The organism is Psychrobacter sp. CX90 (genome assembly GCF_057396305.2).
Window position 1 is genome coordinate 560,960 of the sequence record NZ_CM182008.1, and the last position, 14,459, is coordinate 575,418.

Annotated in this window: 11 protein-coding genes; 2 read left to right on the top strand and 9 right to left on the bottom strand. The window is 39.9% G+C overall.

Annotated features, from left to right (window positions below; all coding sequences use genetic code 11):
• Positions 1 to 37: 37 nt before the first annotated feature.
• Positions 38 to 1,306, bottom strand: coding sequence for a putative DNA modification/repair radical SAM protein (locus tag AC2SLN_RS02270; RefSeq protein WP_486548770.1), 1,269 nt, complete (start codon positions 1,304 to 1,306; stop codon positions 38 to 40).
• Between the two features lie 178 nt (positions 1,307 to 1,484).
• Entirely contained in the window at positions 1,485 to 2,627 is a 1,143-nt protein-coding gene (gene rodA, locus AC2SLN_RS02275; protein ID WP_486548769.1) for a rod shape-determining protein RodA, read from the bottom strand.
• Positions 2,628 to 2,967: 340 nt separating this feature from the next.
• Between rodA and AC2SLN_RS02280 the strand changes: the two genes are divergently transcribed.
• A complete protein-coding gene (locus tag AC2SLN_RS02280) occupies positions 2,968 to 3,969 on the top strand; it encodes a D-Ala-D-Ala carboxypeptidase family metallohydrolase (RefSeq protein WP_486548768.1) in 1,002 nt (333 codons plus the stop codon).
• Positions 3,970 to 4,244: 275 nt separating this feature from the next.
• Here the strand turns inward: AC2SLN_RS02280 and argF are convergent, their stop codons facing one another.
• The 7 genes from argF to AC2SLN_RS02315 all read right to left on the bottom strand — a co-directional run bounded on the left by argF (position 4,245) and on the right by AC2SLN_RS02315 (position 12,361).
• On the bottom strand, positions 4,245 to 5,216 hold the full coding sequence (argF, locus tag AC2SLN_RS02285) for an ornithine carbamoyltransferase (protein ID WP_486548767.1): 972 nt from the start codon (positions 5,214 to 5,216) through the stop codon (positions 4,245 to 4,247).
• Between the two features lie 484 nt (positions 5,217 to 5,700).
• The gene (gene alr, locus AC2SLN_RS02290) at positions 5,701 to 6,816 is read right to left on the bottom strand and encodes an alanine racemase (RefSeq protein WP_486548766.1); all 1,116 of its coding nucleotides are present in this window, start codon (positions 6,814 to 6,816) and stop codon (positions 5,701 to 5,703) included.
• Between the two features lie 85 nt (positions 6,817 to 6,901).
• Entirely contained in the window at positions 6,902 to 8,545 is a 1,644-nt protein-coding gene (locus tag AC2SLN_RS02295) for an ABC1 kinase family protein (RefSeq protein ID WP_486548765.1), read from the bottom strand.
• Between the two features lie 174 nt (positions 8,546 to 8,719).
• Positions 8,720 to 8,860 carry a hypothetical protein gene (locus tag AC2SLN_RS02300; protein WP_486548764.1) on the bottom strand — a complete coding sequence of 47 codons (141 nt, stop codon included), beginning with the start codon at positions 8,858 to 8,860 and terminating at the stop codon, positions 8,720 to 8,722.
• A gap of 96 nt (positions 8,861 to 8,956) precedes the next feature.
• Positions 8,957 to 9,682 carry a ubiquinone biosynthesis accessory factor UbiJ gene (locus AC2SLN_RS02305; protein ID WP_486548763.1) on the bottom strand — a complete coding sequence of 242 codons (726 nt, stop codon included), beginning with the start codon at positions 9,680 to 9,682 and terminating at the stop codon, positions 8,957 to 8,959.
• A gap of 46 nt (positions 9,683 to 9,728) precedes the next feature.
• Positions 9,729 to 10,718, bottom strand: a complete 990-nt coding sequence (gene ubiE, locus AC2SLN_RS02310; RefSeq protein ID WP_486548793.1) for a bifunctional demethylmenaquinone methyltransferase/2-methoxy-6-polyprenyl-1,4-benzoquinol methylase UbiE — start codon at positions 10,716 to 10,718, stop codon at positions 9,729 to 9,731.
• A gap of 971 nt (positions 10,719 to 11,689) precedes the next feature.
• The gene (locus tag AC2SLN_RS02315; RefSeq protein WP_486548762.1) at positions 11,690 to 12,361 is read right to left on the bottom strand and encodes an FFLEELY motif protein; all 672 of its coding nucleotides are present in this window, start codon (positions 12,359 to 12,361) and stop codon (positions 11,690 to 11,692) included.
• A 364-nt stretch (positions 12,362 to 12,725) separates the two neighbouring features.
• On the opposite strand from AC2SLN_RS02315, the gene AC2SLN_RS02320 reads away from it, so the two are divergent.
• A complete protein-coding gene (locus AC2SLN_RS02320; RefSeq protein WP_486548761.1) occupies positions 12,726 to 14,387 on the top strand; it encodes an ATPase in 1,662 nt (553 codons plus the stop codon).
• The last annotated feature ends 72 nt before the right edge of the window (positions 14,388 to 14,459 follow it).

A 14,459-nucleotide genomic window follows, 5' to 3' on the forward strand; every position in this document is an offset into this window, starting at 1 on the left:
ACGCTTTAGCTATTCAACATCATAAATCCGTATAGGATCAAAATAGAGCCAGTTGGCCACTACGCTCATCTTTAAACTTTGTTTGAGTTTGTGCCAGCACATATTGACGAAAGTTATCGCGAGTCAAGTGGGCAAGATGCTCATTTTTACCTGTTGTCGCTATAAAGTATTTAGCACGATTAACAGCAGCGCCCATTTTTTTTAAATGCTCTAGGGTAATTTGATTAAATTTGCGTGCTTTGATGATTTTCTTAGCCGTCTTAATGCCAATACCAGGTATTCGAACAATGGCTTCGTAAGAGGCAGTTTGTACGTTTACAGGAAAGTGTTCACGATGGCGGATAGCCCATGCTAGCTTAGGATCACATTCTAAATCCAAGAATGGCTCATCAGGTTCAATAATTTCATGAGCAGCAAAACCATAGAAACGCATTAACCAGTCGGCTTGATATAGACGGTTTTCTCGAACCATAGGCACAGGTGTACCTATTGCGGGTAAACGACTATCAGATAACATCGGTACATAGCCTGAATAATAAACACGCTTGAGCTCATACTTTTTATAAAAGTGGTCAGAGAGTTGAATCACTTGTAAGTCGGTTTCGTTACTAGCCCCTACAATCATTTGGCTTGTTTGCCCTGCTGGCACAAACTTAGGTGTTTTTTTATGCTTTTTTCGACTTTCTTTGATGGTAATAATTTCATCTTTCACAGTTTGTAGGGGTGCTTGGAGGGCCGCATGACTCTTTTCAGGCGCTAATAAGGCAAGACCAGACTTTGTGGGGATTTCAATATTAGCACTTAAGCGATCAGCATATAGACCGGCTTGATACAACAATTCTTTACTTGCGCCAGGGATGGTTTTTAAATGAATATACCCATTGAAGCGTTCACGTGTTCTTAATAGCTTGGCAACCTCGACCAAGCGCTCCATAGTATAGTCGCCATTTTTGAAAATACCTGAGCTTAAAAATAAACCTTCGATATAATTTCGGCGATAAAACTGCATGGTTAACTCGACGACCTCTTCAACAGTAAAAGCCGCTCGCGGAGTGTCATTACTTTTGCGAGAGGTACAGTAAGCACAGTCATAAATGCAATGATTGGTTAACAGTATTTTAAGTAAACTAACGCAGCGTCCATCTTCGGTATAGCTGTGGCATATGCCAGTTTTAGAGGCATCACCTAGTCCACCCCCTTGATTTTTTCGATTTCCACCCGAAGAGGAACAAGATACATCATATTTGGCTGCATCTGCTAAGATATTAAGTTTACCTTGAAGTCTGTCGTAATTGACTGAAGCCATATTTGCCTATAATAAACTGTTTTATTAAATTTATCATAGCAAAAAAAAGATAAAAAATGAGTGTTAAAGATAAGATGTTCAGTAATAAACGACAGCTAGTGTCGTTAAAATTTTGACGGCTGATTTTTTGGCTAGTGTTCTAAGCTAATGGTTTAAATGTGATGCATTTAATATAAGACTACTTTGTATTGTGGGTATAAATGGACATTAAAAGTCCAAAGCCTGCCATGAGTGTGATAACTGCTGTCCCACCATAACTAATAAGTGGAAGAGGGACACCCACTACAGGCAAAATGCCACCAACCATGCCCACATTAACAAAAACATATACAAAGAATGACAAAGCAATTGCTCCCGCAAGCAATCTGCCGTAAGTATTTATGTGCACATAAGCGATAAATAAAGATCTTGCTAATAAACAGGCATAAAGAAACATGAGCACGCTAACGCCGGCAAGACCGAACTCTTCAGAAAAAGCGGCGATGATAAAGTCAGTATGGCCTTCAGGTAAAAAATGTAGGTGAGACTGGGTACCTTCCAAATACCCTTTACCTGTTAACCCCCCTGAACCAATGGCTGTTTTAGATTGTGTGATATTCCATCCCGCACCAAGCTTATCAACATCGGGATTGATTAACGTTAACACCCTTTGCTTTTGATAGTCGTGCATCAAAAAGCTCCAGCCAATCCATACCAATGGAATCATCATACCAATAGCAGAACCTATCATCCACCAAGGCAACCCAGCCAAAAATAAGACAAATATGCCACTGGCAGCTACGAGTAACGAGGTACCCAAATCGGGTTCTTTGGCTATTAGAATTACAGGTAGCAGTATCAGTGCTAAAGTAGCCATCACTGATACAATATTGGGAGGTAGCTCACGTCTAGATAGATACCAAGCGCACATCATTGGCATGCCAAGCTTCATAAACTCTGAGGGCTGCACACTGCCGAAACCAGGAATCCGAATCCAACGTTGGGCACCCATGCGTACTTCGCCTATAACCTCTACCAGTATCAGTAGAAACATACCTGCAATGTAAAAGACTGGGGTAAAGTTTCGATAGACAGCAGGGGGTATCTGGGCCATAGTAATCATAACGATAATAGCAATACCGTAACTGACCATTTGCCTAGTTACCATGCTGGTGTTTTGTGTAGAAGCACTATATAAAATGGCCAGTCCGATAAAGCATATAGTTAGTAAAATCAGCATTAACCATGGATCTATATGAATTCGTTCCCATATGCTAGGGGTATCATCTCTGCCAAAATGGTGGGTTTGTCGAGAAAAACGGTATTGTTGTTGCTTTGACATAGGTTGATTTAGACCTAGCAATAAAAAGTGGAACTAAAACTACTCACTATTTGGCTTCAATTTGCCTAAACACCAGCAATGTTTTAGTAATAAGTGGAACGATATAGTTTAACGTGACTTTAGTAAATTTGATAGTATCAAGTAGTTAAGAGGGGTATTAGTTAGTCTGATGGATGTGCCTATTGTATACACTTAATTCTAAGATATCATTAAGACATATTAGTAAGACATATTGAGAAATTTTTAATTAGAAGGCTGGACATATTTGTTGTTGAGATATGTCGCCAAAGTGGTCAATTTAGTAAACAGCGTACAACATTGAAATTGGAAAACCAAACTTATGACATTGATTTCACTTATAGAGTCAAATTTTGAAAAAATACAAAGCAGTTGTCATTCCCAGCAGGTCAAATATGCATCAATAACATTAGTTGGCTTAGTTACTGCTATATGCAGTGTTCAGGAAGCGACGGCAGAGATCACTTATTCACAGCTGCCAAAAGCTAATATCGAAGAAAGTAGACAAATAACACCCGTATATGCGACTTCAAATAATCCTGCCGTAGCAAACAGCAGTAATCCAGTCAGATTAATGAATATCGATAGTGGGTATGACCGTGTTAGTGGCAAGGATTTTGACAGTAACGAAGATAGTATTGGTCAGCTTATCAGAAAGGCTGAAGCAACACGTTATGATAAATCCCTTAACATTGAACAACGTACCCGGATCAAACCCTTTAATAATTCTCAGCAATATGATGGTAGACAGAATCAAATTATAGACCGTTTAGATTTTTCTCAGTGGTTAAATGCCTCTTCTTACCGAGCAAATCAAGTCAAAGAATACAAAAACTTTTTAAGCGGGTTTGTCGGGAGCAGAAATGTTCCTCCAATGGAGCAACTTTTATCTACGGCACGCAGTTGGGCAGACTGTGGGTATGAACCTTATCAAGTACCCCCGCGTGAGCTTTGGACCAATATAGTTTTGACTCTTAGAGTGTTTAATGAGCTTAAGTCTCAAGGCATATTGCCAGCAAGTACTGAGATACGTTCTGTGTATCGTTCGCCGGGTCTAAATGCTTGTGCAGGGGGAGCGGGTTCAAGCAAGCATATGACCAATGGTGCGATTGACGTTTGGGTACCAGAGTACAATGATGAGCCTTGGTACATAAACCCTATGAAAGACAGGCTTTGTCAATTTTGGGCAACTCAAGGCGAGTCCTACAATTTAGGTTTGGGTATGTATGCGACTGGTTCTATCCATCTTGACACCCAAGGTTACCGCCTATGGGGGGCGCAGCATACTGAATTTGGCTCGCCATGTCGTTACGTTAATCAATAGACTATAGAGAAACTGACTGATAGCTTTAAAGTATTAGCTATAAACTAAAAGAAGGTCTAAGTATCAATAAATACTTAGTCCTTCTTTTAGGGCGTGTCCTCAATTCGTACAATTGCATTTAAATGGGCTAAAAATAGCTAAATCTTGTCATACCATGTCAAATAACGGGGAAATATCTCGATATTTATCTCTTATTTTCCTTGTCTGACTTCGATTTATCTTATTTTTATCTCCATTTTCAAAATGAGGACACGCCCTAGTTTATAGCTTAGCTTTCACTCGGCGCTATTTGTCGTATAGTAACGGCTTTTATCGCTCCGTTCTGATTCGCTAAGTTTAATTTTATCTTGTAATAAAAACTCCATGAGCGCTTTTTGCGCATGCAATCTGTTTTCGGCTTCATCCCAAACCACTGAACGGGGATCGTCAAGCATATCATGTGATATCTCTTCACCGCGATGTGCTGGTAGGCAGTGCATAAATAAAACGTCAGGATCTGCTTTGTCCATTAACGAGGGTGTTACTTGATAAGGCGCAAAGCGACGTGCACGGGTGCTTTGTTCATTTTCCTGTCCCATACTTGCCCAGACGTCGGTTACTATCAAGTGAGCATCCTTTGCTGCATCCTGTACATCTTCAACAAGCGTGACACAGTGCTTAAACTTATCAAGGAGCGCTTGATTGGGCTCAAAACCATAGGGTGCCGCAACTCGCAGCTCAAAACCAAACTGATGTGCGGCGGTAATGAAGGATGAGCACATGTTGTTCCCATCACCTACCCAAGTAACGGTTTTATCTTTGATGCTACCACGATGCTCATAGAACGTTTGCATATCTGCTAAAAGTTGGCAGGGATGGAAGTCATCTGTTAACGCATTAATTATAGGCACTGAGGAGTATTCAGCAAATTTCTCGACGATATCATGACCAAAGGTGCGAATCATAATAATATCCACCATACTTGATATCACACGGGCAGAATCTTCGATAGGCTCGCCACGGCCAAGTTGTGTATCTTTAGGCGAGAGAAAAATAGCCTGACCACCGAACTGGCCTATACCAGTCTCAAATGAAATACGAGTACGGGTTGATGATTTTTCAAAAATCATACCCAGAGTGCGTCCAACAAAGGGCTGATAAATCTCCCCAGCGTGCTGCATTTTACGCAGCTCGCAAGCACGTTTGATAATGCCCTCAAGCTCGGCAGGGGTTAAATCAAGTAAAGTTAAAAAATGACGCACACTCATGATGGTCTCGTTTCATTAAAAGTTGTTATTTAAACTATTTAAACTTACAGTATAGCGAACTTTTTGGCTATGTAAAAAGGGTAGGTGTAAATTTTACCCTAGGGTATGTCTTGATTTAAATTGTGAGGATAAAAATGAGACAATACAAGGCAAGGCAAAATTGGGTTGAATAGTCATCATTATATTTAATCCTAATGTTAACGAAGTAGTGGCTTGTTTTAAACGAAAATAGCCAATGATATAGTCAAAGAAGTCTAAAATGGTTACAAGGCAACCGAGTGCAAGTACTACTGGAGTAGTGGAGTAGGCTTAACGAGGTTAACGCCGTAACCGTTTAGTAGTTCGCTGACTATAGGTTGTAAATACAGGTTCTCAATTAGATATCAGAGAAAGCGTGTTAGAAATATAACCATTTTAATCCATGAAGTGTGAATTACTGTAAAACAGCACGTGCTCTAATATATGATGGGCTAAATGTTAAAAGTCAGCTGATCTGTCGTAACGCACGAGGCGTCATTCTACACATCAGCTCATAACCAATGGTATTTGCGGATGCTGCAATCTCATCGACAGCTGGCTCACTATCATCAATCTCTCCCCACAAAGTAATACGGCTATTTATTTGAGCTTCAGGTACCTGACTAAGATCAATCGCTATCATATCCATAGCCACACGCCCTATAATTGGGCATTTGACTTTTTCAGTACCTACCTCAACACTGACCCATGCGCTTTCATTAACGACGCGGGGATAACCATCGCCATAACCAATGGACACAATGCCTTTTCTGGTTGGTTTATCGGTAACATAAAGGCTACCATAGCCGATGCTAGTGCCAGTGGGAATATGATGAATAGCCATCAATGTTGCCCTAAGGCGCATGACTGCTTTTAAGTTTAAGTGTTTTGCAGTTTTGTTTTTAAGAGGCGAGCTACCATATAGCATAATTCCCGGGCGTACCCAATCATAATGGCATTCGGGGAAATTAAAAATAGCTGCCGAATTGCATAATGAGGCTTTTATACTGGGCGATACGTCACGGTGTAGTTGCTTTAAAACACTATTAAATGTGTCGATTTGCTCAGCATTTAACGGGTGGTTGGCATCATCGGCATTGGCGAAGTGTGATGTTAATATCAGTTTATAGCCGGCATCGTACAGTTTTTTTGCCACAGCAATTATGGTATCTGGCTCAAAACCTAATCGATTCATACCGGAATTCAGCTTTAACCATAAGGTACGGCTAGGTGAGTTTATGTGAGGCAAGTGGTCAATCGCCCATCTAACTTGTGGCCAATGATGAATTAGATTTTGGCAGTCATTATTTAATGAGTCATGCCATTCAGCTTCACTAAATACGCCTTCAATAATAACTAATGACTTTCGCCATCCTAAACGGCGTAGTTGTCTGGCCTCTTCAAAACAGGCGACCCCAAGCGCATCGGCTTTATCAAGCGCAGGCAAAATATTTTCAATACCATGACCGTAGGCATTGGCCTTAACCATTGCCAATATCTTTGATTTTGGCGCCCTGTGTTTGACTTGCTGTAAGTTATGAGTAAGTGCGGACTGATTAATATCTATGGTAGCTCTACGCATGGAAAACACTCACTAAAAGAAATCTCAAAAGGTAGTTCACTTAGATGGACTTAAATAAAATAACTTGAAGGTCAAGGTAAAGCCCTTATCCCACCATGCGCCAAACGACAAACATTACGGCAATAATATAAAACAGTGGTGATAACCAGCCTATGACCTGCGTCGCAATAGCCGTATTTATAATAAAACCCGCCAGAGCGAACCAATCTCGACGTCTATCATTTAACATATCCGCTCGGATCTGCTGGATTTCACGCAGCTGCGCATCTTGACGTGAGCCTGAGGACGCCATGCTTTGCAAACTTTGATCAATAAGTTTAGGTAGCTGGGTTGTTGATAGCAGAAGCTCAGGTAGTTGCTGTCGGAATTCTTGCATTTTACGGGCAGGGTCGAGTTGTTCTTTAACCCAACTGGTCAAAATAGGCTTTGCAAGTGACCAAATGTCCAAATCTGGGTACAAATCTCGGCCAAGCCCTTCAACATGTACAAGAGTTTTGAGCAGTAGCATCAGCTGCGGTGGTATGCTCATATGGTGCCGACGTGCAATGTCAAGAATTTGCATCAATACACCTGCAAAATCAATCTCATTGATGGGTTTTAAAACCATAGGGCCGACAGTCCGACGCATGTCGCGTGTCAGAGCGTATTTATCAGTGTTAGGAGGAATCCATCCTGCGCGGCTAACAATATCAACTAGGGTAGAGAAGTTATTGTTCATTACGGCAAGCAACATTCGAGCCACAATCATTTGATCATCTGGCGATAGTTCTCCCATAATGGCACAGTCTAGACCAATATAACGAGGATGATAGCAATAAGGTTCAGGTGTATCGGCTGGCAAGGTTTCTACAAAGACATTACCAGGGTGCATATCAGCGTGGAAAAAATTATCTCTAAAAACCTGAGTAAAAAAGATGGTAAGCCCTTTTTCGGCTAAGGCGGCTCGGTCGTATTTTAACTCATCGAATACATGGGTCTGAGAGATAGGGACACCAACGATGCGTTCCATTATCATTACATTTTTAGAGTCGTCATAAACCTCTGGTACGTACATCATGCTTGAGCCCAGAAAATTATTGCGCATTTTGGTCGTATTGGATGCCTCAAAGGTTAAATCCAGCTCGTTAAGCATTATCTGTCGATAATCTTCGACAATATCTATAATCCTTACTGCCCGAGCCGCTTCAATACGAGCAGATGCCCACTGTGCCAGTTCGCGAAGCAATTCAAAGTCTGCAATAATTTGCTCACGTATTGTTGGACGTACTACCTTTACTACCACTTCACGACCATCGTGCATTGCAGCCGTGTGCACTTGGGCGATTGATGCCGCTGCCAAAGGCTTAACATCAAAGCGTGAAAATAGAGTGTCTATGCGCTGACCAAGGCCGTATTTGGGGTCTTCAATCTGGGCAATAGCAATTTCAACATCAAATGGTTTTACACGGTCTTGTAGTTGCACAAGTTGAGCAATGATAGCAGGTGGTACCAAATCGCGCCGTGTAGAAAGCAGCTGTCCTAACTTTAAAAATAAGGTACCCATTTCTTCAAGCGCAAGCTTAACGCCGTTGGGATGGTGTTTTTTACCCCACGCCGATGGGTGTGTTTTAATGAGTTTAGCCACCGATTGTAGTTGTGGGTTGTCCTCGACAGGTAAATGAGTATCAAGGCGATGTTTAGCAGCAATGCGCCATAGTTCCCGAAGGCGTTTTTGATGAGATAAAAGCATGTCGAAGTGGCCCGTATTGGAGTAACGAATAAATTATCTGACTAATGGAATATAGAAGGTCGTTGTTTCAGCATTTGAAATAGCCTTATTTAATACCATACCCAATAGCAATGTAATCAAGTAACCAAGAACAAATGAACATTACAAGGCGGTATTGTAACTTAATATAACAACTTAGCCATTAAGCTGATAGGCGTTAACAACGCCAATGTTATGTTTGGTTTTGGTCAAACGCCCTATGTGAGTCATTACCAATGTAAAAAGAAATATGATAGCACGGGTATACGGATTTAAGAATGGGTTACTTAACGTCATAGCCAGTTTGTGCCACCTAAAATGGGGTAATAAAATAAAAAGCCACCTCGATTTAGAGGTGGCTACTTCAAACATATGATTAGGTTGGGACCTGATTTATTGACGGTTATTATTAAATTTTGCCTGCTCAGCTTTTATTAAGGCAAGTCGGGCTTCTTCACGTTCTACATCGGCACGAAGTTGTAAAATTCGTTGTTTTAAATCATTTGCTTCAGCTTGCATTTCAGGGTCTGCGCTGGTATTTCCAGCTACATCATTAGCCCAATCTGCCACGTCATTGAGCGTGTGCTTAGCAGTTTGAGCGACATTACCTTTTAAATGATGAATTAACAAACCAATTTGACTTGCTAACGAAATCCCTATAATTGGTTCAAGTTGACTGGCAATATCAGGATCAAACCCTGATATTAACTGTTTTACATGCATTAATATTTTGTAGTCGCCTTCGATAGGCAAATTTCCCTCTGGGCCACGTATCAAGTTTAAAAGCTCAGCAACATTAGCGACTTTAATAGTGCAGTCTGGTTGAATGTGTCCCACATCTGCTTGATTGTGCCATGCTTCAACACGCTCATTATTCTGAGGAGAGCTGTATGGGGCGGAACCTTGGGGTTCAAACACACTTTTTTTAACGGTACTCACAGGCTCAAGTCTTATGTGATCGTCATTAAACAGCACATCAAGGCTAAACTTTGGAGTATGCATATCTAAACGCAGAACTTTGCCAGACAAAGGATTTAAGCCCGATTGTGTAATGTGATCACTACGTATGGCAAGGTTAATAAGCTTTTCGACACCTGCTAAAATTAATACGGTTATCATAAAAATGCCTAGAGTTGAGTCTTGAGGTTGTTTAGTGTGAAAATAATTATTTTTTGAAGCCGCGATGCACAGCAACAATACCAGCGGTTAAATTATGATAGTCACAATTTACAAATCCAGCATTTTCCATCATGTTTTTTAATGTGGTTTGATCGGGATGCATACGTATTGACTCCGCTAAGTACCGATAGCTTTCTGAATCATTGGCCACAATTTTGCCCATAAGCGGCAGGGCAGTAAACGAATAAATATCATAAGCTTTTGAAAGCGGTTCAAAAATAGGCTTTGAAAACTCTAAGATTAGCAGACGTCCGCCCGGCTTAAGTACCCGATACATCGAGCGTAGAGCCGCATCTTTATCGGTGACGTTGCGTAAGCCAAAGCTAATGGTTAATAAATCGAAGCTTTCATCTTCAAAGGGTGCTAATGTTTCGGCATTTGCCAGTATAAAATCAACATTATTACAACCTGCGTTAATTAAGCGTTCACGGCCAACGTCTAACATAGCTGCATTAATATCTGATAACACGACCCTACCAGTACGTCCAACTTCTTTGCTGAACGCTTTTGCTAAGTCGCCCGTGCCGCCTGCAATATCTAAAACTTGTTGACCAGCACGTACCCCAGATAAGCTGATGGCATATCGTTTCCATAGGCGATGAATACCAAAAGACATCAAATCATTCATGATGTCATATTTTTTAGCAACAGAGGTAAATACATCAGCAACTTTAGCTTGTTTCTCAGCTTTTTTGACTTTTTTATAGCCGAAATGTGTTTCTTCAAGCCCATCTTTATCAGACGTATGAGGGTTGTTTATGTCATCTTTTGGGTTGAATTTAGGAATGTTATGTTGTCCGGTGTCTGCGCTTAAACCATCTGTTGTCATAGAGTTACCACGAGCTGATTGTGAATGGGTAGTTGAAAAGGGGCGAGTTGCTTGTTGCCCTTGAGGTTTGCCTTCAGGTAAATCGGCAACATCACTAAATTCATCGTTTAGTATAGTTGATTTATTTTTTGTGTGATTATCTGTCATATAGTGGCTTTCTGTTTTTTGAGTAGAGTGACTGTCTGAAAGGTAATGATTTTCTTGAATAGATGAACTTTCTTGAATAGACTGGCTAACATTTTTTTGGGCGCTGATTTCGGCTGAGTCACTGGTGTTCACATCAGGAGGCAGTGAGCTTGAGCTTTGTTGCAGTACCTGCATAACCTTAGCATTTAATATATTTGTATGTGCAATAGAATCCTCGACCAAAATATTCAGTGAAGCTGAGGATTCATCTGTCCTTTGATATGAACTTTGATGTTGATTTTCAATTTGTGTGTTTATGCCCTCGTCGTGCGAGGGGGTAGAGACCTGCTTATCAATTTGACTCATTGCCAATCCAGAGATAATTTGTTGAATATAAGTTTTAGTTCAAAAGTTAAAGGCTATTACTTGTTACTTGTTTAATGTATTGATTATTTAATGATCTTGCATTAATAATATTTTAACGACATGGTTTGAAGCTGCAATATTTTATTGTAGATAACTTGTTTAGTTTAAGGGCTGACAGCTTTTACATTTTATGAGTTGAAACTGACTAAATCTCTGCCAACTGGTAACTGATTATCTAGATAATATGCCACTTTTTCTGCAAAATCATGAGAGTTTGACGATCATTTATCATTTTTCTACCCTCAGATCTTACCCTCAGAGTCTAAATGAGGATAGGATGTTGCTAAGTTTGTTTAGATTTTTAATTATCTTAGCAAAAGCGAGACGGTATCACTTTGCTTATGTTGTTGGCTTTTATGATAGATACTATGATACACCAAATCGATTGATTTGGTGTTATTGTATTAATGGGTGATGAATAACAACATTCTAACAAATAATTAGAAAAAGGGACTGTTTTTATAGTAATAGTTTTATAATGATAGTGCCTAAAGATCATGGGCATTAAATATAGAAGAGCCCTTTTTTGGCAATCTATTTTAAAGTTTGCGCTTAGTAGTGCTCGTTTAATGAACGTCTTCTATTATCTCAAGTTCACGCTCACAAAATGGTTCAATAAAATGTCCCACACTTTTGAGCGGTTTCATCGCTGCAAATCCTGCTGCAATAAAATCATATAGGCTGTGCAAATTATATTGATAGGCTTTCTTTTTGGTCAGTTTAAAGGCTTGTTGCAGTACAAATGAACTGAGGTATTTATCTGTGCGATAGCAGACATCTTTTAAGTCTCGGATTTGTTCACGTCTTGCTTCTGGTTCGTCAACTGTTTGATATGCTGTCAGCATGTTCTGTTCATTGACTTCAAGATTGTTGTCTAAAAGCCATTTAGCAATATTCAGGTCAAGTTTAGTTGACGTTATTGCCGTTCGAATCCCCAAAACACCCGTTTCAAGTGCTGATGATGGTGCATACTTTTCAAGTTTTTGCGCTTTGGGCACAATGCGCTCAAGTTGCTCAGTTAGCTCTTTCAGTGTATCACCGCCATATAGATGCTCTAAAAAGTAATCTGCCATTGGTTGATTCTTTCGCTCTGCAAAAAGCTTTGCATGGGTTTTACGGATGCGATCTTTTTGCCATGATTGGACATGTTCAAGTTTCACAGCAAGTTCAGGGTTGCTATGATGGGGCAATTGTTTGTATTCTTCTATATAAGTACTTAAATTAGATAAAGCAGACATAACACCTCTGTCGTTTTATTTGTGTAAATTTGATTTTTATTCATGTATAAATGATTTGTTTGTTATCTTTTTATGTCATGATGATTTGCATAAGCATTGAGGTAAGACAAGCTATTTGGCGCTGCAATAATACCTTAAGCATTATTTAAACACTGATTTTGTTAAAAATAAGCATGTCTACTATTTGCACAATACATTAAATGACATGTCCAATCTATCTTATCTGTTGAGATTTAGTTTCAGCGGTAGATTAAGCGGTCTCGAAGCGTAATTTCCGATATGATGTTAAGAACGCTAATCTTATGAATATCTTCTATAGTCTAATCACTTAAAATAATAATAAAACCTAAAAAAGGAAAATAGGATGTCTAAAACAAATCAGGAAGAGCCTAAGTCAATTCAAATAGATGCTGATCCGTTAAGTCAGTTTCACATGAGTGAAGATGAGCTAAGGTTTGAGCTTGTTAAAGCCCAGTATGCGCTCCGAGAAACAAGACAAGTTGGCCAAGCGACAGGTTTATTAGTACTAATAAACGGTATGGAGCTTTCTGGGAAAGGCGCAGCGGTTACTCAGCTTAGACAATGGGTTGATCCAAGATTGTTTAATGTGGAGGCAACGATTGGCTTAAAACCTGCATTGTATGAGCCAGTTTGGCAGGCCCATGTTTCTAAGTTACCAAGACATGGGAACATTACCGCATACTTTGGCAATTGGTATGCAGATTTGATAACAGGTGCTCTGACATGCATGAAACATGATAAAAATAAAACAGAAAACGGCGAAGAGAGCTGGGAATACTTTTTAAAAGAACAGTTACAAGTACTGGCGGAGTTTGAAGCAGACTTAAAAGCCAATCATACAAAGATTTTAAAATGTTGGTTTCATATTGATGAAGAAACCTTGCAACAACGACTGAAAGATAACTTAAAAGACCCAACTTGGCTTTACCATATGGATTGGCAAGATAAAAAGATGGTAAAGCGTTTTAATGATATTGCCAAGATTATACTCAGTCAACAGTCCGATTGGCTAATTATTGACGGTAGTAATGACCGAAGTGATGAAAAATCTAAAAACAAAAAGCACCATAAGGCACATAACCATGAAGCGAGCGTTCAGTTTTGTCATGAAGTGCTACATGCGACACAAGCAGCGTTAGTGAGTAGCCAGCAAAAAGATAGCCTCCATGCATTAGGGCAAGGGGTTGTGAGAAATATTAACGCCGCTTTTTCATGGAAAGATGTGCCAGACAAATTAACAGATATAGATGATCCTGATATGGATAAATCGGACTATCATCAAGCGCTTGCAAAGAAACAAGCGCGTATTGCTGAGCTGTTGCGTGCCCGCAATTCACAAAATAATAAGGAAGGTAAAAGTTGTAAAAATACGGGTAATAATCATCACGTTATTTTTGCTTTCGAAGGCATGGATGCTGCAGGTAAAGGTGGGTCTATTAAACGTTTAGTATCACCACTAGATCCACGAGAATATCAAATTTATAACATTTCAGCACCGACACAAATTGAACTGCAATATCCTTATTTATGGCGGTTTTGGAATAGATTACCTCAGTTTCAACCATCCATGAAAGAGGAGCGTTTAAGTCGCGTGGCGATATTTGATAGAACTTGGTACGGTAGAGTACTTGTAGAGCGGATTGAAGGTTTTGCCAGTGAAGCTGCATGGCAAAGGGCTTATGAAGAAATTAACCGTATGGAGCGAGACCTTGCCGATAAAGGTACCATTATTATCAAATATTGGTTAGCTATAGATAAACAAGAGCAACTCGAGCGCTTTGAAGAAAGAAAAGAGACACCACATAAACAGTTCAAGCTCACTGATGATGATTGGCGAAATCGCGATAAATGGCATGATTACGTACAAGCCGCAGCGGATATGTTGGCATTGACCAACACCAAATATGCGCCTTGGCATGTCGTGGCGACCAATGACAAACGTACTGCCCGTTTGGCCGTGCTAGATCATGCCATAAAGCAGTTAGAGAGGGTGGTTAATACATAAATCTAAAAATATTGTTTCAAGTTATATCAGAGGGTAGTATAATTATGACATAACTATGACAAAGGATGTCAC

What these genes read in the sequence shown, in the direction of transcription:
- AC2SLN_RS02280 (WP_486548768.1), top strand. Translation starts at nt 2,968, where the DNA reads ATGACATTGATTTCACTTATAGAGTCAAATTTTGAAAAAATACAAAGC.
- AC2SLN_RS02295 (WP_486548765.1), bottom strand. Translation starts at nt 8,545, where the DNA reads ATGCTTTTATCTCATCAAAAACGCCTTCGGGAACTATGGCGCATTGCT.
- alr (WP_486548766.1), bottom strand. Translation starts at nt 6,816, where the DNA reads ATGCGTAGAGCTACCATAGATATTAATCAGTCCGCACTTACTCATAAC.
- ubiE (WP_486548793.1), bottom strand. Translation starts at nt 10,718, where the DNA reads ATGACAGATAATCACACAAAAAATAAATCAACTATACTAAACGATGAA.
- rodA (WP_486548769.1), bottom strand. Translation starts at nt 2,627, where the DNA reads ATGTCAAAGCAACAACAATACCGTTTTTCTCGACAAACCCACCATTTT.
- AC2SLN_RS02300 (WP_486548764.1), bottom strand. Translation starts at nt 8,860, where the DNA reads ATGACGTTAAGTAACCCATTCTTAAATCCGTATACCCGTGCTATCATA.
- AC2SLN_RS02270 (WP_486548770.1), bottom strand. Translation starts at nt 1,306, where the DNA reads ATGGCTTCAGTCAATTACGACAGACTTCAAGGTAAACTTAATATCTTA.
- AC2SLN_RS02315 (WP_486548762.1), bottom strand. Translation starts at nt 12,361, where the DNA reads ATGTCTGCTTTATCTAATTTAAGTACTTATATAGAAGAATACAAACAA.
- argF (WP_486548767.1), bottom strand. Translation starts at nt 5,216, where the DNA reads ATGAGTGTGCGTCATTTTTTAACTTTACTTGATTTAACCCCTGCCGAG.
- AC2SLN_RS02305 (WP_486548763.1), bottom strand. Translation starts at nt 9,682, where the DNA reads ATGATAACCGTATTAATTTTAGCAGGTGTCGAAAAGCTTATTAACCTT.
- AC2SLN_RS02320 (WP_486548761.1), top strand. Translation starts at nt 12,726, where the DNA reads ATGTCTAAAACAAATCAGGAAGAGCCTAAGTCAATTCAAATAGATGCT.